24 protein-coding genes are annotated in these 19,793 nt (G+C 63.5%); 7 read left to right on the top strand and 17 right to left on the bottom strand.

The window, feature by feature from the left end:
* Nucleotides 1-119: 119 nt before the first annotated feature.
* From AC1RMD_RS11510 to AC1RMD_RS11495, 4 genes are all read right to left on the bottom strand, one after another.
* Complete coding sequence (locus AC1RMD_RS11510; protein ID WP_492926714.1) at nucleotides 120-701, bottom strand: TerD family protein; 582 nt, start codon at nucleotides 699-701, stop codon at nucleotides 120-122.
* An 18-nt stretch (nucleotides 702-719) separates the two neighbouring features.
* Nucleotides 720-1,418, bottom strand: a complete 699-nt coding sequence (locus AC1RMD_RS11505; protein ID WP_020705015.1) for a TIGR00266 family protein — start codon at nucleotides 1,416-1,418, stop codon at nucleotides 720-722.
* Between the two features lie 31 nt (nucleotides 1,419-1,449).
* Complete coding sequence (locus AC1RMD_RS11500) at nucleotides 1,450-2,025, bottom strand: TerD family protein (protein ID WP_492926712.1); 576 nt, start codon at nucleotides 2,023-2,025, stop codon at nucleotides 1,450-1,452.
* 86 nt (nucleotides 2,026-2,111) lie between these two features.
* Nucleotides 2,112-3,161, bottom strand: a complete 1,050-nt coding sequence (locus AC1RMD_RS11495; protein ID WP_492926710.1) for a DUF475 domain-containing protein — start codon at nucleotides 3,159-3,161, stop codon at nucleotides 2,112-2,114.
* Nucleotides 3,162-3,265: 104 nt separating this feature from the next.
* Here AC1RMD_RS11495 and nhaR point away from each other — a divergent pair, with 104 nt between their 5' ends.
* Genes nhaR through AC1RMD_RS11480 form a run of 3 tightly spaced genes read left to right on the top strand, consistent with a single transcriptional unit; the run spans nucleotide 3,266 to nucleotide 6,376 of the window.
* Nucleotides 3,266-4,177, top strand: coding sequence for a transcriptional activator NhaR (gene nhaR / locus AC1RMD_RS11490; RefSeq protein ID WP_492926708.1), 912 nt, complete (start codon nucleotides 3,266-3,268; stop codon nucleotides 4,175-4,177).
* A gap of 44 nt (nucleotides 4,178-4,221) precedes the next feature.
* Nucleotides 4,222-5,559, top strand: coding sequence for a hemolysin family protein (locus tag AC1RMD_RS11485; protein WP_492926706.1), 1,338 nt, complete (start codon nucleotides 4,222-4,224; stop codon nucleotides 5,557-5,559).
* 16 nt (nucleotides 5,560-5,575) lie between these two features.
* On the top strand, nucleotides 5,576-6,376 hold the full coding sequence (locus tag AC1RMD_RS11480; RefSeq protein ID WP_492926704.1) for a substrate-binding periplasmic protein: 801 nt from the start codon (nucleotides 5,576-5,578) through the stop codon (nucleotides 6,374-6,376).
* Here the strand turns inward: AC1RMD_RS11480 and AC1RMD_RS11475 are convergent.
* Genes AC1RMD_RS11475 through AC1RMD_RS11450 form a run of 6 tightly spaced genes read right to left on the bottom strand, consistent with a single transcriptional unit; the run spans nucleotide 6,373 to nucleotide 11,461 of the window.
* Nucleotides 6,373-7,413 (bottom strand): AI-2E family transporter, encoded by a 1,041-nt coding sequence (locus AC1RMD_RS11475; protein ID WP_492926702.1) that lies wholly within the window; start codon nucleotides 7,411-7,413, stop codon nucleotides 6,373-6,375. The genes AC1RMD_RS11480 and AC1RMD_RS11475 overlap by 4 nt on opposite strands.
* Nucleotides 7,413-8,012, bottom strand: a complete 600-nt coding sequence (locus AC1RMD_RS11470) for an SCO family protein (protein WP_492926700.1) — start codon at nucleotides 8,010-8,012, stop codon at nucleotides 7,413-7,415. The genes AC1RMD_RS11475 and AC1RMD_RS11470 overlap by 1 nt, the downstream gene beginning before the upstream one ends.
* A 13-nt stretch (nucleotides 8,013-8,025) precedes the next feature.
* Nucleotides 8,026-8,919 (bottom strand): heme o synthase, encoded by an 894-nt coding sequence (gene cyoE / locus AC1RMD_RS11465; RefSeq protein WP_492926698.1) that lies wholly within the window; start codon nucleotides 8,917-8,919, stop codon nucleotides 8,026-8,028.
* A gap of 40 nt (nucleotides 8,920-8,959) precedes the next feature.
* Nucleotides 8,960-10,126, bottom strand: coding sequence for a COX15/CtaA family protein (locus AC1RMD_RS11460; RefSeq protein ID WP_492926696.1), 1,167 nt, complete (start codon nucleotides 10,124-10,126; stop codon nucleotides 8,960-8,962).
* 2 nt (nucleotides 10,127-10,128) lie between these two features.
* Nucleotides 10,129-10,746 carry an SCO family protein gene (locus AC1RMD_RS11455; RefSeq protein ID WP_492926694.1) on the bottom strand — a complete coding sequence of 206 codons (618 nt, stop codon included), beginning with the start codon at nucleotides 10,744-10,746 and terminating at the stop codon, nucleotides 10,129-10,131.
* Nucleotides 10,730-11,461: an SURF1 family protein gene (locus AC1RMD_RS11450; RefSeq protein ID WP_492926692.1), complete on the bottom strand. Its 732-nt coding sequence runs from the start codon at nucleotides 11,459-11,461 to the stop codon at nucleotides 10,730-10,732. Before AC1RMD_RS11450 ends, AC1RMD_RS11455 begins: the two co-directional genes overlap by 17 nt.
* Before the next feature lie 39 nt (nucleotides 11,462-11,500).
* Between AC1RMD_RS11450 and AC1RMD_RS11445 the strand changes: the two genes are divergently transcribed.
* A complete protein-coding gene (locus AC1RMD_RS11445) occupies nucleotides 11,501-11,704 on the top strand; it encodes a twin transmembrane helix small protein (protein WP_492926690.1) in 204 nt (67 codons plus the stop codon).
* 81 nt (nucleotides 11,705-11,785) lie between these two features.
* Here AC1RMD_RS11445 and AC1RMD_RS11440 read toward each other — a convergent pair whose 3' ends face one another.
* From AC1RMD_RS11440 to AC1RMD_RS11410, 7 genes are all read right to left on the bottom strand, one after another.
* The gene (locus AC1RMD_RS11440) at nucleotides 11,786-12,646 is read right to left on the bottom strand and encodes a cytochrome c oxidase subunit 3 (protein ID WP_492926688.1); all 861 of its coding nucleotides are present in this window, start codon (nucleotides 12,644-12,646) and stop codon (nucleotides 11,786-11,788) included.
* A 16-nt stretch (nucleotides 12,647-12,662) separates the two neighbouring features.
* On the bottom strand, nucleotides 12,663-12,836 hold the full coding sequence (locus tag AC1RMD_RS11435) for a DUF2970 domain-containing protein (protein ID WP_492926961.1): 174 nt from the start codon (nucleotides 12,834-12,836) through the stop codon (nucleotides 12,663-12,665).
* A 41-nt stretch (nucleotides 12,837-12,877) separates the two neighbouring features.
* Nucleotides 12,878-13,435: a cytochrome c oxidase assembly protein gene (locus AC1RMD_RS11430; RefSeq protein WP_492926686.1), complete on the bottom strand. Its 558-nt coding sequence runs from the start codon at nucleotides 13,433-13,435 to the stop codon at nucleotides 12,878-12,880.
* A gap of 1 nt (nucleotide 13,436) precedes the next feature.
* Nucleotides 13,437-13,550: a cytochrome oxidase small assembly protein gene (locus tag AC1RMD_RS11425; RefSeq protein WP_492926684.1), complete on the bottom strand. Its 114-nt coding sequence runs from the start codon at nucleotides 13,548-13,550 to the stop codon at nucleotides 13,437-13,439.
* A complete protein-coding gene (ctaD, locus tag AC1RMD_RS11420) occupies nucleotides 13,547-15,136 on the bottom strand; it encodes a cytochrome c oxidase subunit I (protein WP_492926682.1) in 1,590 nt (529 codons plus the stop codon). Before ctaD ends, AC1RMD_RS11425 begins: the two co-directional genes overlap by 4 nt.
* Nucleotides 15,137-15,151: 15 nt before the next feature.
* Complete coding sequence (gene coxB, locus AC1RMD_RS11415) at nucleotides 15,152-16,390, bottom strand: cytochrome c oxidase subunit II (protein ID WP_492926680.1); 1,239 nt, start codon at nucleotides 16,388-16,390, stop codon at nucleotides 15,152-15,154.
* A 396-nt stretch (nucleotides 16,391-16,786) separates the two neighbouring features.
* The gene (locus tag AC1RMD_RS11410) at nucleotides 16,787-17,713 is read right to left on the bottom strand and encodes a methyltransferase domain-containing protein (RefSeq protein WP_492926678.1); all 927 of its coding nucleotides are present in this window, start codon (nucleotides 17,711-17,713) and stop codon (nucleotides 16,787-16,789) included.
* A 71-nt stretch (nucleotides 17,714-17,784) separates the two neighbouring features.
* Here AC1RMD_RS11410 and AC1RMD_RS11405 point away from each other — a divergent pair, with 71 nt between their 5' ends.
* From AC1RMD_RS11405 to AC1RMD_RS11395, 3 genes are read left to right on the top strand one after another with little or no spacing between them, the layout of a single operon-like run.
* Complete coding sequence (locus AC1RMD_RS11405) at nucleotides 17,785-18,549, top strand: phosphoribosyltransferase family protein (protein WP_492926676.1); 765 nt, start codon at nucleotides 17,785-17,787, stop codon at nucleotides 18,547-18,549.
* Between the two features lie 21 nt (nucleotides 18,550-18,570).
* Nucleotides 18,571-19,041: a tRNA (uridine(34)/cytosine(34)/5-carboxymethylaminomethyluridine(34)-2'-O)-methyltransferase TrmL gene (gene trmL, locus AC1RMD_RS11400; RefSeq protein WP_492926674.1), complete on the top strand. Its 471-nt coding sequence runs from the start codon at nucleotides 18,571-18,573 to the stop codon at nucleotides 19,039-19,041.
* Nucleotides 19,042-19,045: 4 nt separating this feature from the next.
* The gene (locus tag AC1RMD_RS11395) at nucleotides 19,046-19,783 is read left to right on the top strand and encodes a substrate-binding periplasmic protein (RefSeq protein ID WP_492926672.1); all 738 of its coding nucleotides are present in this window, start codon (nucleotides 19,046-19,048) and stop codon (nucleotides 19,781-19,783) included.
* Nucleotides 19,784-19,793: the final 10 nt, after the last annotated feature.

Raw genomic sequence — 19,793 nt, 5'->3', positions numbered from 1 at the left:
AACATTATACCGTGGAAAATTGGGGTCAAGTCTGACATTCGGACACAAACTCTACCGTACAGCGACACTACGGTAGAGGTCGTGTCCGAATGTCAGACTTGACCCCAGGTGTTACGCTGTTACAGGTGGGCGGCGATCTGCGGCAGCAGCTCGTCGAAGGTGCGGCCTTTGCCGTTTTCACCGATGGCGTGCATCTTCCATTCGCCGTTGTGGCGATACAACTTGGCCATGATCTGCGCCGAGTGCGGTCCCTGCACGGACAGGTTGAAACGCGCCACTTCCTTGCCGCTGCTGGCGTCCAGCAGGCGGCAGTAGCCGTTTTCCACTTGCTCGAAAGTCTGGCCGGTGAAGCTGTTCACCGTGAACACCAGGCTCTTGATCGTGGACGGCACGGCGTTCAGGTCGACGTTGATCTGCTCGTCGTCGCCGTCGCCGGCGCCGGTGCGGTTGTCGCCGGTGTGCTGGATGCTGCCATCCTTGCTCTTCAACTGGCGGAACCAGATCACGTCGACCGGCGCGCCGGACTCGTTGAACATCACGCACGAGGCGTCCAGGTCGACCGCCTCGGTCTTGGCGCCGAAGCCCAGGAAGCCCTTGGTCTTGATCGCATCCCAGCCCAGGCCCATGGTCACGCGACCCAGTGCGCCGCCGGCTTCTTTTTCCAGAGAGATCTTCTGGCCCTTGCTCAAACTGACTGTCATCTTGCTACTCCTTTGAATTTACTGCGCAACGCCGCGCTGCGCCCAGGCCTGGAACGCCGCGCCGTTGCGCGAGCAGATCAGGATTTTTCCGTGGCCGGAAAAGCGCAGCACCATGCCTTCGCCGCTGGTCTGGCTGTTGACCAGATTGCTCAGAAAGCCGCTGTTGCCGCCGGTGGTGACCGAGATTTCGTAGCGCAGCGCGCTATCCCATGCCACCACATGCGAGTTATCGATAATCACATCGCGACCCGGCGTGACGTCCAGCTGCGACATCGAGCCGAAGCCCGATACCGCAACCTGGCCGACGCCCGCGGTCTCGGTGATGAAAAAGCCGCCGCTCTGCGCGAACAGCGCATTGCCCAGGCTTTGGGTACGCACCTTCAGCTCGACGCCGGAGGTGGCGGCGACGAAGGCGCCGTCGCTCAGCATGTACTGCTGCTGGCCGACGTCGAGCACCTGCATCGCTCCCGGCAGGCGCGGCGCCAGCAGACAATCGCCCTCGCCGCGCACTGCCTCGATGTGCTGCTGGAAGAAGGACTCGCCGTTGGCGAAGCGGCGCATGATGGCCGCGCCGATGCCGCCGGTGACCTTGCCCTTCAAATCGAGCGCCGCTTCCATCATCACCATCGCATCCGACTCGCAGTAGATTTTTTCACCGTGAGCCAGCGAAACGTGCAGGAAGGGATCGATGTCACCGGTGATCGAAAACTTAGGCATGATGGAGTCCTTTCTTCTTCAGGTTAAAAAATTAAACGCTTACGCCGAACGACGATGCCAGCGGACCGAGGCCGCCCTTGAAGCCCTGGCCGACGGCCTTGAACTTCCAATCGGCGCCGTTGCGATACACCTCGCCGAAGATCATCGCCGATTCGGTCGAACCGTCTTCGGACAAGTCGTAGCGGGCGATCTCGCCGTTGCCGGCGCCGTTCAGGCAGCGGATGAAGGCTTTCTGCACCATGCCGAAGTTCTGGCGGCGCTCGTCGCCGTCGTGGATGGTGGCGCAGATGGCGATGCGTTCCACATCGGCCGGCACACGGGTCAGGTCGATGGTGACGGTTTCGTCGTCGCCGTCGCCGGCGCCGGTGCGGTTGTCGCCGGAGTGGGTGACCGACTGGTCCGACGATTTCAGGTTGTTGTAGAAGATGAAGTCGTTGTCGGCGCGGACTTTGCCGTCCACTTTCAACAGGAAGGCCGAGCCGTCCAGGTCGAAGTCCTTGCCGTCGGTGCTGCGTACATCCCAGCCCAGGCCAACCACGATTTTCGACAGGCCTGGCGCTTCTTTGCTCAGATTAACGTTACCGCCTTTTTGCAGACTGATTGCCATGATGTGATGCTCCTAAATAAAGAGAACCGGACTTTGGGTACTACAGGCGGCGGACCGTGTCCGTCATTGACGGTCCGCCGAATTCTTTAAGCTGCGATGGCGACTGCGGCTTCCTTGTGGCGGCGATGACGCACCGAGGACCACAGCGAGGCGCCGATGAAGGCCACGCCAATCAGACCGGTGAACAGTTCCGGAATGTGGAACTTCATACTCGCCAACATGATCGCGGCCAGGATACCGATCGCATAGTGCGCGCCGTGCTCCAGGAAGACGAACTCGTCGAGCGTGCCCTTCTTCACCAGGTACACCGTCAGCGAGCGCACGAACATCGCGCCGATGGCCAGGCCCAGCATGATGATCACGACGTCGGTGGTGATGGCGAACGCGCCGATCACGCCGTCGAAGCTGAACGAAGCATCGAGCACTTCCAGGTACAGGAAACCGCCGATGCCGCCCTTCTTGACCAGGTCGCCGACATTGCTGCCTTCTTCTTCCTTCTCCAGCAGGTTGCTGACCGCGTCGACACCGACGTAGATCAGGATGCCCCACAGGCCGGACACCAGCACCACCAGCTTCTGCGCTTCGCCTACCAGGCCCATGGAGCCCAGCAGGACAGCCAGCGCAATCATTACCGAGATCGACGAGATCTTGCCCAGCGAGCCGAGTTTCTTCTCGACGTTGCCCAGCCAGTGCACTTCTTTCTCGTCATCGAACAGGAAGTTCAGGAACACCAGCAGCAGGAACATGCCGCCGAATGCCGCCACTTCCGCGTGGTGATTGGTCAGGTGCATCGAATAGGTTTTCGGGTCGTTCAGCGCCAGGGTCCACACATCCATGATGCCGATGTCCGCGGCCACCGCCACGATCACCAGCGGGAACAGCAAGCGCATGCCGAACACCGCGATGATGATGCCGACGCCGAGGAACAGCTTCTGCCAGTAGTCGTCCCAGGTCTTCAGCACGGAAGCGTTGACCACCGCGTTGTCGAACGACAGCGATACTTCCATCGCCGCCAGGATCGCGGCAATGCCCACGGCGGACAAGGCGCCGCCCCATCCGGTCAGTTCGTAGCCCCACCAGCCCGCTGCGGCAAGGCAGAGGAACGTGACGAGGAATGACACTTTGAAGTGTTTCATTCTTTTCTCTCATAATTAAAAATCGATGGGATGCAGTGTAGAGAACAAACGCTTTTTTAAAAATAGAAGATAATTGAAGTATTACTTCGCAAAAACAGAAGATCATGAAAACCAGTGGACTCAATTTCCGGCATCTTTACTTCTTCTGGATGGTGGCCAAGGAGGGCGGCGTCACGCGCGCGGCCGAGCGCATGGGGCTGGCCGTGCAGACCATCAGCATGCAACTCGCTTCGCTGGAACAGTCGATCGGCAAGCAGCTGCTGGAGCCGCAGGGCCGGCGCCTGGTGCCGACCGAAGCGGGCAAGCTGGCGCTCACCTACTGCGACCAGATCTTCCTGCTGGGCGACCAGTTGCAGGACGCGCTGGACGAAACCGAGGCCAGCAAGATGCGGCTGACGGTCGGCATCTCCGACTCGCTGCCCAAGCTGATCGCCTACCGCCTGCTGCAATCGACGCAGCAGCTGGAGCAGCAGGTGCGGCTGGTATGCATGGAGGATGAATTCGAATCGCTGCTGGCCGACCTGGCGCTGGGCAAGCTGGACGTGGTGCTGACCGACCGCGCCGTGCGCGCCGGCGGCAGCCTGAAGGTGTTCAGTCACTTGCTGGGCGAAAGCGACATGAAGCTGTACGGCGTGCCCAGGCTGGCGCGCAAGTACCGGCGCAACTTCCCGGACAGCCTGCACGGCGCGCCGCTGCTGCTACCGACCCGCAACAACGCGCTGCGCGGCCGCATCGACGCCTGGCTGGTGCAGCACAAGGTGCGGCCGGACATCGTCGGCGAGTTCGAGGACAACGCCATGCTGAACACCTTCGGCCGCAACGGCCTGGGCCTGTTCTTCGCGCCTTCGGCGCTGGCGCAGGACATCGAGGAACAGTTCGGCGCCGTGCTGGTGGGCGACGCGCCCGAGCTGCGCGAACAGTTCTACGCCATCTCCAACGTCCGCAAAATCACCCATCCGGCGATCGAAGCCATCCTGTCGGCGGTCCACAGCGGCCCCTTCGCCATCGCCGAATAGGCTAAGATGCTGGTTTTGACTACCTGAGCTACCGCTCGGACCCTATGCAAAACCTTATGCTTGTCGTGCTCGCCGTGTTCCTGGTCGCGCTCAATGGATTCTTCGTGGCGGCCGAATTCGGCATCGTCACGCTGCGCAAGACGCGCGTGCGCGCCATCGCCAAGACGCAGGGGCTCAGGGGCCGCATCCTCGGCAAGGTGCATGGCGAACTGGACGCCTACCTGTCCGCCTGCCAGCTGGGCATCACGCTGGCCTCGCTGGGCCTGGGCTGGGTCGGCGAGCCGGCCTTCGCCGGCCTGCTGGAGCCGCTGCTGCACGCCATCGGCGTCAGCTCGCCGGAAATCGTCCACGGCGTCGCCTTCGTGTTCGCCTTCTGCGTGATCTCCTTCCTGCACATCGTGGTCGGCGAACTGGCGCCGAAGTCGCTGGCGATCCGCATGCCGGAAGTGATCGGCCTGTGGAGCGCGCTGCCGCTGTACGGCTTCTACTGGGCCATGTACCCGTTCATCTGGGTGCTCAACGCCAGCGCCAACATGGTGCTGGGCCTGGCCGGCCTGTCCGGCAAGGGCAGCCACGACAGCCATTACTCGGTCGACGAACTCAAGCTGATCCTGCGCACCAGCCAGCCTGGCGAGAAATTCAACGAGGACGAGCGCAACATCCTGGCCCATACCCTCGATTTCAGCGACCTGGCGGTGTCCGACCTGATGCGCCCGATTAACGAGGTGATCGGCCTGTACGCCAACCGTCCGCTGAACGACAACCTGCAAACCATGTTGCGCAACCGCTTCAGCCGCTATCCTTACTACGACAAGGACGGCGAGACCGTGCTGGGCGTGGTGCACCTGAAGGACCTGTTCTTCGCCCAGCAGTCCGGCAAGCCGGTGACCGACCTGGTGCCCTTCCTGCGCCCGGTGGAGACGATTTCCGCCCGCACCCCGGCGCTGGAGCAGTTCCGCCGCTTCCGCGACGGCGCGCCCCACTTCGCGCTGATCGGCGAGAAAGGCAAGCGTCCGCTGGGCTTCATCACGCTCGACAACCTGCTGGGCGCGATGGTGGGCGAAATCCACGACGAATTCCGCCTCAACGAGAACGATTGGCTCAAGCAGCCCGACGGCACACTGGTCGGCAAGGCCAGCTTGCCTATCTTCTCGCTCGAGCGCACACTGGGCATAGACATCGAAAACGAAGAGCTGGGCCTGGAAGAGGTAGAATCGGTGGGCGGCCTGATCATGCTGAAACTGGGCGATATCCCGAAACAGGGCCAACGCATCAGTTTCCGCGGTTTCGACATCGTCGCCAAGAAAATGAACGGTCCACGTATCCTGCTGGTCAAGGTCATCCCCAAGGATGACACCGAGGATAACGCCGACCTGGACTAACCCGATGGGAGGAGACGTGCTCAGTCGCCTTGTCCTAAGTTGTACCCTGCTGTGCGCCGCCGGCGCCGGCGTGGCCGAGCCGCGCAGCGGCTGCCAGCATCTGCGCGTCGCCTTCTACGAGGACGGCGCGCTGTTCTACCACGCCGCCGGCGGCGGCTGGACCGGCATCGACAAGGATGTGGTCGACGAGCTGGTGCGCCGGCTCGGTTGCACCATCGAGCCCAGCGTCGATTCCCGCGTGCGCATCTGGGCCGGTCTCGGCGGCGGCAGCATCGATATGTCGGTGTCCGCGATTCCCCTGCCCGAGCGCGAGAAAATCGGCCGCTTCGTGCCGTATATGACGGGCCGCAATTTCGTCCTGCTGCACAAGGAGCTCAGCGGGCGCCTGCACAGCATGGACAGCTTCCTGGCCGATCCCCAATACAAGATTGCCGTGGTCAAGAGCTACAAGCACGGCCACGCCTACGAGGTCTGGCTGTCCAAACTGCGCGCGCAGGGCCGGGTGTTCGAAACGGCCGACCATCTGGCGATGATGCGATTGTTCAAGCTGGGCCGGGTGGACGCGGTGATGGCCACGCCGACCACCTGGTATCCGCTGGTCAAGCAGGAACAGCTGGCCGGCACCTACAGCGTGATGGACTGGGCGCCGCGCGAGAATATGGTGTCGGGCCTGGTGCTGTCGCGCCAGAACGTCGACGCCGCCACCGTGGCCCGTTTCAGCCAGGCGGTGCGCGCCATGCGCGAGGACGGCACCTTGCGCCGCATCTTCGAGCGCCACACCGACGCCGAGCGCGCCGGGCAGATGCTCAATTTCTAGACGGGGTCGCCGCCGGTCCAGTTGCGCAGCAGGCCCAGCGCCACCGCCAGCAAGGTCGGGCCGATGAACAGGCCGACGAAGCCGAACGCCAGCACCCCGCCCATCACGCCCAGCAGCACCAGGATGAACGGCAGGCTGCTGCCGCGGCTGATCAGCATGGGCTTGACGACATTGTCGACGCCGCTGATCAGGAACATGCCCCACACCAGCATGAAGATGCCCCAGCCGGTGTGGCCCTGGTTGAACAGCCAGATCGCCGCGCCGCCCCAGATCAAGGGCGGGCCGACCGGGATCAGCGAGAACAGGAAGGTCGCCACCGACAGCAGCGCCACGGCCGGCACGCCGGCGATCAGGAAGCCGACGGCGGCCACGCCGGCTTGCGCCAGCGCCGTGCCCAGCAGGCCGTACATGACGCCGCGCACGGTGCGGCTGACGGTGTCGGCCACGGCCGTGCTTTGTTCGCCGATCAGCTTGTTCATCAACGAGGCCAGCGCCGCCAGCAGCGTCTGGCCGTCGCGGTACAGGAAGAAACCGACGAACACCGCCAGGCTGACCTGGGCCACGCCGCTGCCCAGCACCATGCCGCCGCCCAGCACAAAGCGACGCGCCGGCTCCAGCAGGTTCTTGGCGACGTTGAGCAATTCCTCGCGGCTGCCCAGCAGCTTGCGCAGATAGGTATCGACCGCCTCGCCCACCAGCGGCAGGTCCTTCAGCCAGGCCGGCGGCGCCAGCGTGCCGCTTTCGAGGCTGGCTTTGAGCTGGTCGTAGAAATCGCTGGCGTTGTCGGCCACGTTCCAGGTCACCAGCGCCAGCGGCACGATGATCAGCACGGTCAGGCCGACGCTCATGATGGCGGCCGCCAGCCAGCGGCGCTGCTGGCAGCGCGCCAGCAAACCCAGGTACAACGGCCAGCTGGAGATGGTGATGGCGGCGGCGAACAGGATCGCGGCCAGGAACGGCCGCAGCACGGTCAAACAACCGATCACCAGCAGGACGATGGCCGCCAGGCGGGTGTAGGGCTGGAAGCGCGGGTGCATCAGGGTTGCGCCAGCAACAGCTTCAGGTCGTGCACGATGGGCGCCGGGCCCTGGCCGGAGCGCACCAGCAGGCGGATCTTGCCCTGCCGGTCGAACACATAGCTGGCGGCGGTGTGGTCCATCGTATAGCTGCCCGGCGTCTTGCCCGGCACCTTGGCGTAGAACACCTTGAATTCCTTGCCGACGGCGGCGGTCTGTTCGGCGGTGCCGTGCAGGCCGAGGAAGCGCTGGTCGAAGGCCGGCACGTATTCGGCCAGCAATTGTTGGGTGTCGCGCTCGGGGTCGACGGTGACGAACAGCACCTGCACCTGGTCGGCCTGCGGGCCCAGCTCCTTCATCGCGGCCGCCATCTCGGCCAAGGTGGTCGGGCAGACGTCCGGGCACTGGGTATAGCCGAAGAACATCAGCACGACCTTGCCCTTGAAGTCGGCCAGGGTGCGCGGCTTGCCGTTGTGGTCGGTCAGCGCGAAATCCTTGGCGTATGGCAGACCGGTCAGGTCGGTGTTGGTGAATTCCACGCGCGGCGCGGCGGCGCGGCGCTCGCAGGCGGCCAGCAGTGCGGACAGGGCCATCAGGCCGACGACGAGCAGTTTTTTCATGGTCAGAATTTGCTCAGTATTTAAAATAGTGGTCCACCAGCAGCGCCAGGAACAGCAGCGACAGGTAGATGATCGACCAGGTGAAGGCCTTGCGGGCGATCAGGTCGGTGTAGTGGCGGTAGATTTTCCACGCGTGGTGCAGGAACACGGCGTTCAGCGCGACGGCGCTGGCCAGGTAGATCAGGCCGCTCATATGCACCGCGTACGGCAGCAAGGTGGTGGCGGCCAGCGCGATCGAATACAGCCAGACGTGGAATTGCGTGAATTTCATGCCGTGCGTGACCGGCAGCATCGGCAGGCCGGACTTGGCGTAGTCGTCGCGGCGGTACATGGCCAGCGCCCAGAAGTGCGGCGGGGTCCAGACGAAGATGATCAGCACCAGCAGCCAGGCTTGCATCGGCACGTCGTTGGCGACGGCGGCCCAGCCCAGCGCCGGCGGCATCGCGCCCGACAGGCCGCCGATGACGATGTTCTGCGGCGTGGCCGGCTTCAGTATCATGGTGTAGATGATGGCGTAGCCGACGAAGGTGACGAAGGTCAGCCACATCGTCAGCGGATTGACCAGCGCGTACAGGATCCACATGCCGGCGCCGCCGATGACGGTGGCGAAGATCACGGTCTGGGTGACGCTGATGTCGCCCATCGCCATCGGCCGGCGGGCGGTGCGCGCCATGCGGGCGTCGATCTCGCGCTCGGCCAGGCAGTTGACGGCGAAGGCCGCGCCGGCCAGCAGCCAGATGCCGGCCGTGGCCGCCACCAGCAGGCGCCAGTCCGGCATGCCGTCGCTGGCGAGGAACATGCCGATCACGGCGCAGAAGACGGCCAGTTGGGTGACGCGGGGCTTGGTCAGCGCCCAGTACTGGGAGGCGCGGCTGACGGATTTGGAGGTGGCGGTGTGTGTGGTCATTAGTGGGACTTAGTGATACGGACTTGTACTGGCTGCATGATTACTTTTGCCGGGCAGCGGCAGCGTGCGGGTTAGCCGCGCCCGAGGCTGCCTTTTTTGCAATATCGTACTGGTACTTAGCCTTGTAGTTTAACATGGTCAGCAGCAGCACCAGCAGCGCCGCCCCGGCGTTGTGCAGCACCGCGATCGCCAGCGGGAAGCTGAGGTAGATGGTGGCGACACCGGTGGCGAGCTGCGCCGCCAGGGTCAGCGCCAGGTAGCGGGCGGTTTTGTGCAGCGCCCGGTGTTCCCAGGCGCGCCAGGCCGTGTAGCCGGCCACCAGCGCCACCAGCATGCCGAAGTTGCGGTGCACCCAGTGGATCGCCGTCAGCGCCGCGAACGGCAGATAGTGGCCGGCGGCGGTCTTGCCCAGCTCGCGCCACAGGGTGAAGCCGTGCTCGAAGTCCATGTCCGGCACCAGCTTGCCGCCGCATAGCGGGAAATCGGTGCAGGCCAGGGTGGCGTAGTTGGTGCTGGTCCAGCCGCCCAGCGCCAGTTGCACCAGCAGCAAAATGGCCGAGGCGCCGGCCAGCAGGCGGATGTTGCGCATCGCCGGCGGCGAGGCCGTCACCGTGCGCACCGGCGCGATCAGCTGGTTCTGGCGGCCGCCATACCACGCCAGCATGGCCAGCAGGCCCATGCCCAGCAACAGATGGGTGGTGACGATCGCCGGCTGCAGTTTCAGGGTCACGGTCCAGGCGCCGAACGCGCCTTGCAGGCAGACGAACAGCAACAGCACGGTCGGCAGCCACGGCGCGTATTCCGCGCGCGTGCCCTGCGACCTGCGCCATTGATACCAGGACTGCGCCATCATCGCCACGATCAGCACGCCGATCGCCATCGCCAGATAGCGGTGGATCATCTCGATCCAAGCCTTGACCACGGTCACCGGGCCGGTCGGCAGCAGCGCTTCGGCCGCCGTGATCTGCTCGTGCGCGAGGAAGGGATTGGCGGCGCCATAGCAGCCCGGCCAGTCCGGGCAGCCGAGGCCGGAATCGGTCAGGCGCGTGAAGGCGCCGAACACGATCAGGTCGAAGGTCAGGAACACGCAGACCCAGACCAACTTGCGGTATTTATTGGCGTCGGACGAGGTCCACACCAGCGCCAGCGGCAGCAGCGCCACCAGCAGCGCCGTCACGGCCATTTGAGCGAGAGTGGTGGAATGCATGATCAGCCTATCGCCGAAGCCTTCAGCAGCTTGCTGATGTCCTTGTGGACTTTCTTCACCTTCTCGGTGTCGCTGGAGACGGCGCCTTTCGGGAAGCGCATCATCAGGTGGCCCAGCGGGTCGATCAGGTAGACGTGGTCGGACACGCGGTCGCCGGCGGCCTGCTCCAGCGGCAGCCACTGGTCGATGACGGCGGCCGGCGCGCGCAGCATGCGGGTGCCGTCGTTGACCCGCATCAGCAGCGTATCGAGCGGCTGGTCGTCGGTGATCATCCACACGCGCTCGATGCGATCCATCGCCTTGCCCTGCATGGTGCGCAGCTGGCGCATGGCGAACAGCTGGTCCTGGCAATCCTGCCGGCAGTCGGACGGGCCGACCTTGAGCATGATCCACTTGCCCTTGTAGCTCTCCAGCGTGGCCGGCTTGCCGTCCAGGGTGGTGCTGGCCATGGCCGGGATCGGATGCTCGCGCGGATCGATCAGCGCGCCGAAATTGGTCACGCCGCCTTGCGGCTTGATGACGTAATAGGTGAGATAAGACCCCACCAGCGGCGCCGCGCACACGGCCAGCACCAGCATCAGCTTCCAACGACCACGGGTTTGATTACTTTTGTTTTCCACGTCTGAATCCGTTCACCACAAAGAAGATAACAGCCATCGCCGACAGTGCGTACCACTGGAAGGCATAGCCCTGATGTTTTTCCACGCCCAGCGCCGGCGCCGGCCAGTCGCGCACCATCTGCGCGTCGTCGCCGGCCGGCTGGGCCGCGGCGGTTTGCTCGATCACGAACGGCTGCATGGTCAGGCCGCTGTCCCTGGCCACCTGCAGCGGATCGGCGTTCTGCACGATGGCCTTGGGCGTCAAGACCGGCGTCCTGGCCAGTTCCAGCACATGGCCGGCGTCCAGCCGCGCCATGCCTTGCAAGGTCACCGTGCCGGACGGCGTGGCGTAGGCCGGCAGCCTGGCGCGATCGGCCGGATCGCGCGGCAGCCAGCCGCGCATCACCAGCACATGCATGCCCGTGCCCGCGATTTTAAACGGCATCAGCAGGTAAAAACCGGAGCGGCCCGCCGACGGGCGATTATCCAGGTACAACGGCCAGCTGGCGACAAACTCGCCGCTGACCGCCACGCGGCGGAACGCCACCGCCTCGGCCGCCAGCGGCGCACCGTCCAGCCGCACCGGCGCGCTGGCGTTGCCCTGCGTCAGCTTGGCCTGCAACACGATTTTCTGCGCGGCGCGGCGCTGCTGCCAGTTGCCCAGCTGGATGCCCAGCGCGACCACCAGCACGGTCGCCACGAAGGGGATCAGTTTAAAACGGAACGCAATACCCATTACAATGGAACCTTCATCAACTCACTCCCCTGCCCCGCCATGAAAATTGCTGTCGCCATCGCGTTCATCCTGATCATCGGCAGCCTGGCTTCCGCCTTCTTCTTCCTGATGCGCGACAAGGGCAAGAGCAACAACACCGTGCGCGCGCTGGCGGTGCGGGTCGGCCTGTCGATCGCGCTGTTCGTCGCCCTGCTGGTCGCGTACAAGCTCGGCTACATCCAGCCCACCGGCATCCGCAGCTAAAATAAAAAAGCCGCATCCGGTGTAGACCGGTGCGGCTTTTCTTCAGCGCCGCAGCAGCATCGCTGCGGCATTATAGCCTCGTTACAGCCAGTAAACGACCACGTACAGGCCCAGCCAGACCACGTCGACAAAGTGCCAATACCACGCCGCGCCTTCGAAGGCGAAGTGGTTGTCGGCCGTGAAGTGGCCCTTGAGCACACGGAACAGCACCACCGACAGCATGATCGCGCCCATCGTCACGTGGAAACCGTGGAAACCGGTCAGCATGAAGAAGGTCGAACCGTAGATGCCCGAGGTCAGTTTCAGGTTCAGTTCGGCATAAGCGTGGTGATATTCGTAAGCCTGGAAGCCCATGAAGATCGCGCCCAGCGCCACGGTGGCGAACAGCCAGAACGCGGTCTGCGCGCGATGGCCGGCGCGCAGCGCGTGGTGCGAGATGGTCAGGGTCAGGCCCGAAGTCAGCAGCAGCGCGGTGTTAATGGTCGGAATCGGGAACGGACCCATGGTCTTGAACTCCTCGACCGTGCCGGCCGGGCCGATATTGCCCCAGTGCGCGGCGAAGTCGGGCCAGATGAACTTGTGGTCCAGGTCGCCCAGCCAGGGCATCGTGATCGAACGGGCATAGAACAGCGCGCCGAAGAAGGCGCCGAAGAACATCACCTCCGAGAAGATGAACCAGGCCATCGACCAGCGGTAGGAATGGTCGACGCGCAGGCCGTACTGGCCGGCCTCGGATTCCTTGATGGCGTCGCCGAACCAGAAGTACAGCACCGCAATGACGGCGGCCAGGCCCACGAAGTTCACGGCCGGGCCCCACGACACATCATTGACCCAGGCCGAAGCGCCGATCATGGTGGTCAGCAGGGACATGCCTGCGAACAGCGGCCATTTGGATGGACCAGGCACGAAGTAGTACGGTGCCGAGGCGTTATGTGAACTCATCTTCATCTCCCTAAATTTATTTTGAAACTACAACCTTAACGATAGTGATCAGCAGTCCAATAAAACACGCCACGCCGATCAAGGCCGCGATGATGATGTGCACCGGGTTCAGCTTGACCGAGTCGGTGTCGAAATCGCTTTTGCGGCGCAGGCCGAAGAACGACCAGAACACCGCTTTCATCGAATACATGAAGGACGCTTGTTTCTTCTTTTCTTCCACGGTACCCACCTTTACTTGGATGCAGTCTTGTCCAGACCGCCCACCTCGAAGAAGGTGTACGACAAGGTGATGGTCTTCACATCCTTCGGCAGCGCCGGATCGATGAAGAACACCACCGGCATCTGCCGTGCTTCGTTCGGCTTCATGGTCTGCTGCTTGAAGCAGAAACACTCGACTTTCTTAAAATGCGGCATCGCGCTTTGCGGTGCGTAGCTCGGTATCGCCTGCGCGCTGACTTCGCGGTTCTGGGTGTTGACCACCTCGTACATCACCGTCACCAGCTCGCCCGGATGCACCGTCATGCTGCGCGTCACGGGGCGGAAACGCCACGGGCCTTGCGCATTGCCGTCAAACTCGATCACCACATCGCGCGTCCGGTCGACTTGCGTGTTGGTGTCGGCGCTGACCGTGCCGTCCTTCTGCGTCAGCACGTTGATGCCCAGCGCCTCGCAGATCTGGCGGTAGAACGGGTTGAGCGCGTACGCAAACCCGAACATCACCACCGCCACCACGATCAGCTTGCCCAGCAGCGTGCGGTTCAAGCCGCCTGTTTGCCGTTCTTCGCCCACGTCAGCTCAACCACATCCGCTTGACAAACACGGACAGGAAAAAGAACAGGGCCATGCCCGCCAACAGCAGCGCGGTCCTGGCGTTATTCGGCTTTTTCTGTTCGCCCATGATCATTTGAACTGCGGTGGCGTTTCAAAGGTGTGGAACGGCGCCGGCGATGGCACGGTCCATTCCAGGCCCTCGGCGCCATCCCATGGCTTGTCTTCCGCTTTCTTGCCGCCGCGGATGGTCGGCAGGATCACGAAGAACAGGAAGAACACCTGCGACAGACCGAAACCGAAAGCACCGATGGTGGCGACCATGTTGAAGTCGGTGAACTGCGCCGAGTAGTCGGCGTAGCGGCGCGGCATACCTGCCAGGCCCAGGAAGTGCATCGGGAAGAAGGTGATGTTGAAGGTGATCAGCGACAGCCAGAAGTGGGTCTTGCCCATCGCTTCGTTGTACATGTGGCCGGTCCACTTCGGCGACCAGTAGTAGAAGCCGGCGAACAGCGCGAACAGCGAACCCGCCACCAGCACGTAGTGGAAGTGCGCCACCACGTAGTAGGTGTCCTGCAGCTGGATGTCGATCGGGGTCACCGCCAGGATCAGGCCGGTGAAGCCGCCGATGGTGAACACGAAGATGAAGCCGACCGCGAACAGCATCGGGGTTTCGAAGGTCATCGACCCCTTCCACATGGTGGCGATCCAGTTGAACACTTTGACGCCGGTCGGCACCGCGATCAGCATGGTGGCGTACATGAAGAACAGCTGCGAGGTCACCGGCATGCCGGTGGTGAACATGTGGTGGGCCCAGACGATGAAGGACAGGATCGCGATCGACGCGGTGGCGTACACCATCGAGGCATAGCCGAACAGCTGCTTGCGGGCGAAGGCCGGCAGGATCTGCGACACGATGCCGAACGCCGGCAGAATCATGATGTAGACCTCAGGGTGGCCGAAGAACCAGAAGATGTGCTGGTACATCACCGGGTCGCCGCCGCCGGCGGCGTTAAAGAACGAGGTGCCGAAGTGACGGTCGGTCAGGGTCATGGTGATCGCGCCGGCCAACACAGGCATCACGGCGATCAGCAGGTAGGCGGTGATCAGCCAGGTCCAGCAGAACATCGGCATTTTCATCAGGGTCATGCCAGGGGCGCGCATGTTCAGGATGGTGACGATGATGTTGATCGAACCCATGATCGACGACGCGCCCATCAGGTGCATCGCGAAAATCGCCATGTCCATGCCCGGGCCCATCTGGGTCGACAGCGGCGCGTACAGCGTCCAGCCGGCCGCGGTGGCGCCGCCGGGGACCAGGAACGAGGTCGCCAGCAGGATGGCGGCCGGTGGCAGCAGCCAGAACGAGAAGTTGTTCATGCGGGCGAAGGCCATGTCCGACGCGCCCACTTGCAGCGGGATCATCCAGTTGGCGAAGCCGACGAAGGCCGGCATGATGGCGCCGAACACCATCACCAGGCCGTGCATGGTGGTCAGCTGGTTGAAGAACTCCGGCTGGAAGAATTGCAGGCCCGGCTCGAACAGCTCGGAGCGGATCATCAGTGCCAGCACGCCGCCGGACAGCAGCATGATGAACGAGAACCACAGGTACAAGGTACCGATGTCTTTGTGATTGGTGGCGAACAACCAGCGCGACAGACCATGGGGATGGTCGTGAGCGTGATCGTGATCGTGTGCGTGATCCAAGGTGCTAGTGCTCATTTGTAACGCTCCTGATTACTTACGTGCAGCCACAACTTCGGCTGGTTGAACGATGTTTTCGGCGGCCTTGTTCGACCAGCTGTTACGGGTGTAGGTGATGACAGCCGCAATATCCGTATCCGACAGTTGCTTCCAGCCCGGCATTTCAGCGCTGTACTTGCCGCTCTTCTTGCCGTGCAGCAGAACGTTGATCTGCTCCGCTTTAGGACCGTTGACCAATTCCGAACCGTCCAGCGGCGCGAAGGCGCCTGGCACGCCCTTGCCGTTGGCCTGGTGGCAGACCACGCAGTTGGCGGCGTAGACTTTTTCGCCCTTGGTTTTCAGTTCGTCGATGGTCCAGGTCTTGCTTGGATCGTCAGCCAGCGCGGCCATTTCTTTTTTCTTGCCGTCGACCCAGACCTTGTACTCTTCGTCGGTGACGACCTTGACCACGATCGGCATGAAGGCGTGTTCTTTGCCGCACAGCTCGGAGCAATAGCCGCGATAGGTGCCGGTGTGCTCAGCCTTGAACCAGGCGTCGCGCACGAAGCCGGGAATCGCATCCTGCTTGACGCCGAAGGCCGGGATCGACCACGAGTGGATCACGTCGTTGGCGGTGGTGACCATGCGGATCTTCTTGTTGACCGGAACCACGACATCGTTGTCGACTTCCATCAGGTAGTTGTCGCCGCGCTTCTCGGTCGGCTCGAAGCCCGGGGCGCCCACTTGCGAGCGCGGGGTCGACAGGGTGGACAGGAAGGAAATGCCTTCGCCCTCGCCCTTCAGGTAGTCGTAGCCCCACTTCCACTGCATGCCGGTCACTTTGATGGTGATGTCGGCGTTGGAGGTGTCTTTCATGCCGACCACGGTGCGGGTCGCAGGCAAGGCCATGCCGATGACGATCAGGAACGGCACCACGGTCCAGGCGATTTCAACCGCGGTCGATTCGTGGAAGGTGGCCGGCTTGTGGCCCAGCGACTTGCGGTGCTTGAAGATGGAGTAGAACATCACGCCGAACACGGCGACGAAGATGACCAGGCAGACCAACATCATCCAGGTGTGAAGATTGTAGATTTCGGTCGCGATCTGGGTCGCAGGAGGTTGCAGATTGAGCTCGCCGGCAACGGGACCGCCGGTACCGCCGGTCGCGGCAGTATAGGTACCCACCGAGGTGCCTACCGCGCTTGCCGCCTTGTCAGCCGCCCACGCTGGGATACTTGCCGCCGTTACCGACAGCCCGAGCATCAACGATTGAAGTCGCTTCGCATGTTTCATGTTTTCCCCAACCACCCAAGAAATTAAAATATTTTTTTAACGACTCCGGATTTCGGTGAACTGAACCGGCGCCGCTCCTTAAACAACTTCAGGCCCCTTGCCAGTCTCGTCCGAAAAAAAACTTCATGACGCGACCCCGGCGGGACCTTGAGGCCTTCTACTTCATCCCCAGATACTGCCCAGGGACAACGCAAAAGCCTGATTCTGCTTAATTCAAATGCTTGTTCGTGCTCGTCTTTACCTGCTCATGGTTGGCGCCGCTGGTTTATAGCTGGCGTCGTGACATGCTGGCAAAATTAGTCAATGATTATATATAACAACAACGCCCCGCTCAAGAAATAATCCAAATCACAACTATGGCGTAGCCCGTGGCACCACAGTGTGCCAGCAAAGCCGCTACTGGCGCGGCTTTCGTGGTAAATCAAATCGGATGATCGCCTCGCCCTTGGAGGTCATTTTGGGCGCTGGACGGAAGGCGTGGCCGTAAATCACCTCAAAAGTCAGGCCCAGCTTGCCATCCGCGCGGCGGTTTTTGTCCAGCGTGGCCAGCATGCGCTGCCATGCCTGTTTGCCCATCAACCCGCGCCGCAGCGTGCCCAGCGGATTGCCGCCCAGCGCGCGCACGTCGGCCAGCAACGCCTGCGGCGTGTCGTAGGTGACGGTGATGACTTCCATGTCCAGCACCGGTGTCGAAAAGCCAACTTCCACTAACTGGTCGCCAAAATCGTGCATATCGACGAAAGGCAGCGCGTGCGGGGCCAGGTCGGCCTCGGCGAAGGCGGCCCGCAGTTCGCGGAAAGTGTCCGGGCCGAAGCAGGAAAACATCAGCAGGCTGTTCACGCGCAGCACGCGACGCCACTCGGCGAACACCCGGTCCGGCTGCGGATGCCAGTGCAGCGCCAGGTTGGACCAGACCAGGTCCACCGTGTTCGGGCCCAGCGGCAGTTCGGCGAAGTCGCCGCACAGCAGGTCGACCCCGGTCTTGGCCGGCAGCAGCTTGCTCAGCAGCTGGTTCAGCGACGATTGTTTCGCCGCCGGGCCTTGCGCGGCGCGCACCATGGCTTCGGCCGCATCAATACCGAGTATTTGCGCGGCCGGATAGGATTTCTGCAACAGTGCCAGATCGGCACCGGCGCCGCAGCCGGCGTCCAGCACGCGCTGCGGGCCGACCTTGATCAGTTCCAGCCGGTCGAACATGCGCGACGCGACTTCGCGGCGCAGGAAATCGGACGGCGCGATGCGCTCGGGACGGTTGAATAGCGCGCGCACGCGCTCCTGGTCGATCGGGGCGCTCAGCTTCGGGGGATTTGCGGGGACTTGCATGATGTGGTTCGGTGTAGTGCGATAATGTCGGCAGTGTACATGGTTGAACGCAAACGCGTCCTGGAGCTTTGATGCTTGCCACCCCGAGAATCGGCACTATCGGCACGATCGGCGCCCTGCTCCATCGCAGCGGTTCGGGCTTGCTGCGCGGTCTGTTGCCGGCCTCCTGCGCACTGTGCGCCGCCAGCGGCGAGTTGCTGTGCGCCGCCTGCGCCGCCCAGTTCTTCGGCGCCGAGGCCGCCGTCGTGCGCTGTCCGCGCTGCGCCAACCCGCTGCCGGACACGGCGCGGGGCCAACTGTGCGGCGGCTGCCGCGTCGAGCCGCCGGCCTTCGACGTCACGCTGGTCGCCGCCGATTACGCCATGCCGCTGGACCAACTGGTATTGCAGCTGAAATTCGGCCACCGTCTCGCGCTGGCGACACTGTTTGCCCGCCTGTTGCGCGACGCCGTCCTGCAACAACCCGGCTTCACCCTGCCCGCCCTGCTGTGTCCGGTGCCGCTGGGGCCCCGCCGGCTGGCCGAACGCGGCTACAATCAAGCCCTGGAGATCGCGCGGCCGCTGGCGCGCAGCCTGGGCGTGGCGCTGCATCCACGGCTGGCCGGCCGCGTACATGAGACCGCGGCGCAGAGCAGCGTCGCCCCCGAGCAGCGGCGGCACAACATCGCCGGCGCGTTTGCGATCCCGGACGCCGCGCTGGTGCGGGGCCGCCACATCGGCGTCGTCGACGACGTCATGACCAGCGGGCGCACGCTGAACGAACTGGCGGCAACGCTGAAGCGCCACGGCGCCGCGCAGGTGAGCAACCTGGTGTTTGCCCGCACGCCGCCGCACTGAATTTGATAGAGGAGAACCACTTTGTTTCACGTCGTACTAGTCCAACCCGAAATTCCCCCGAACACCGGCAACGTGATCCGCTTGTGCGCCAACACCGGCGCGCAGCTGCATCTGATCGAGCCGCTGGGCTTCCCGCTGGAAGACTCCAAGCTCAAGCGCGCCGGCCTGGACTACCACGAATACGCGCGGATGAAAGTGCATAAGGATTGGTCAGCCTTCCTGGCCGAGGTGCAGCCGGACCCGGCCCGCATGTTCGCCATGACCACGCACGGCTCCTCGCCCTTCGCCGACGCCGCCTTCCGGCCGGGCGACGTGTTCGTGTTCGGCTCGGAAACGCGCGGCCTCGATCCGGCCTTCCGCGAGACCTTCCCGCCGGCCCAGCGCATCCGCCTGCCGATGCGTCCCGACAACCGCAGCCTGAACCTGTCGAACACCGTGGCCGTGGTGGTGTTCGAAGCCTGGCGCCAAAACGGCTACGCCGGCGGAGCATAAGGCCATGCTGATCCGCTCCGCCCTGTCGTGCCTGATGCTGCTGGCCAGCGCGCACGCGGCGGAGCCGATGACCTTGTACGCGGAAGACTATCCGCCCTTCAGCTGGGTCGACAAAAGCAGCGGCAAGGTGGTCGGCCTGGCGGCCGATATCGTCACCGAGCTGATGCTGCGGGCCGGCGTGCCGACCACGCAGCCCATCGTCGCGCCGTGGGCGCGGGCGATGGTGCTGACCATGAGCACCGCCAATTCCTGCCTGTACACCACGGCCCGCGTGCCCGAGCGCGAAGACAGCTACCAGTGGGTCGGTCCGATCGGCCAGAACAACTGGGTGCTGTTCGCCCGGCGCGACGACCACATCAAGCTCAACAGCCTGGACGACGCGGCCGGCTACCAGATCGGCACCTTCATCGGCGACGCCTCGGTCACCTTCCTGCGCGAGCACAAGCTGCGGGTGGCGATCGTGCCCAACGACAGGCTGAATCCGCCCAAGCTGCAAAAGCAGCGCATCAAGCTGTGGTCGGTGGGCCGGATGTCGGGCCTGTTCCTGCAACGCGAACTGGGCATCGACGACTTCGAACAGGTGCTGTCCTTCGCGCACGCCGACATGTACCTGGCCTGCCACAAGGACATGGACAAGGCCGAGGTGGCGCGGCTCAACGACATCGTGCGCGGCATGTATCGCGACGGCACCATGCGCCGCATCTACGTGCAATACGGCTACGAGAAAGAAATGCCGCGCTAGCGCTCGGGCG

It is taken from the genome of Duganella sp. GW822-FHT06D06, assembly GCF_058799615.1.
The sequence above is the reverse complement of the archived record's forward strand: the minus strand, read 5'-3'. Positions and strand labels throughout refer to the sequence as shown.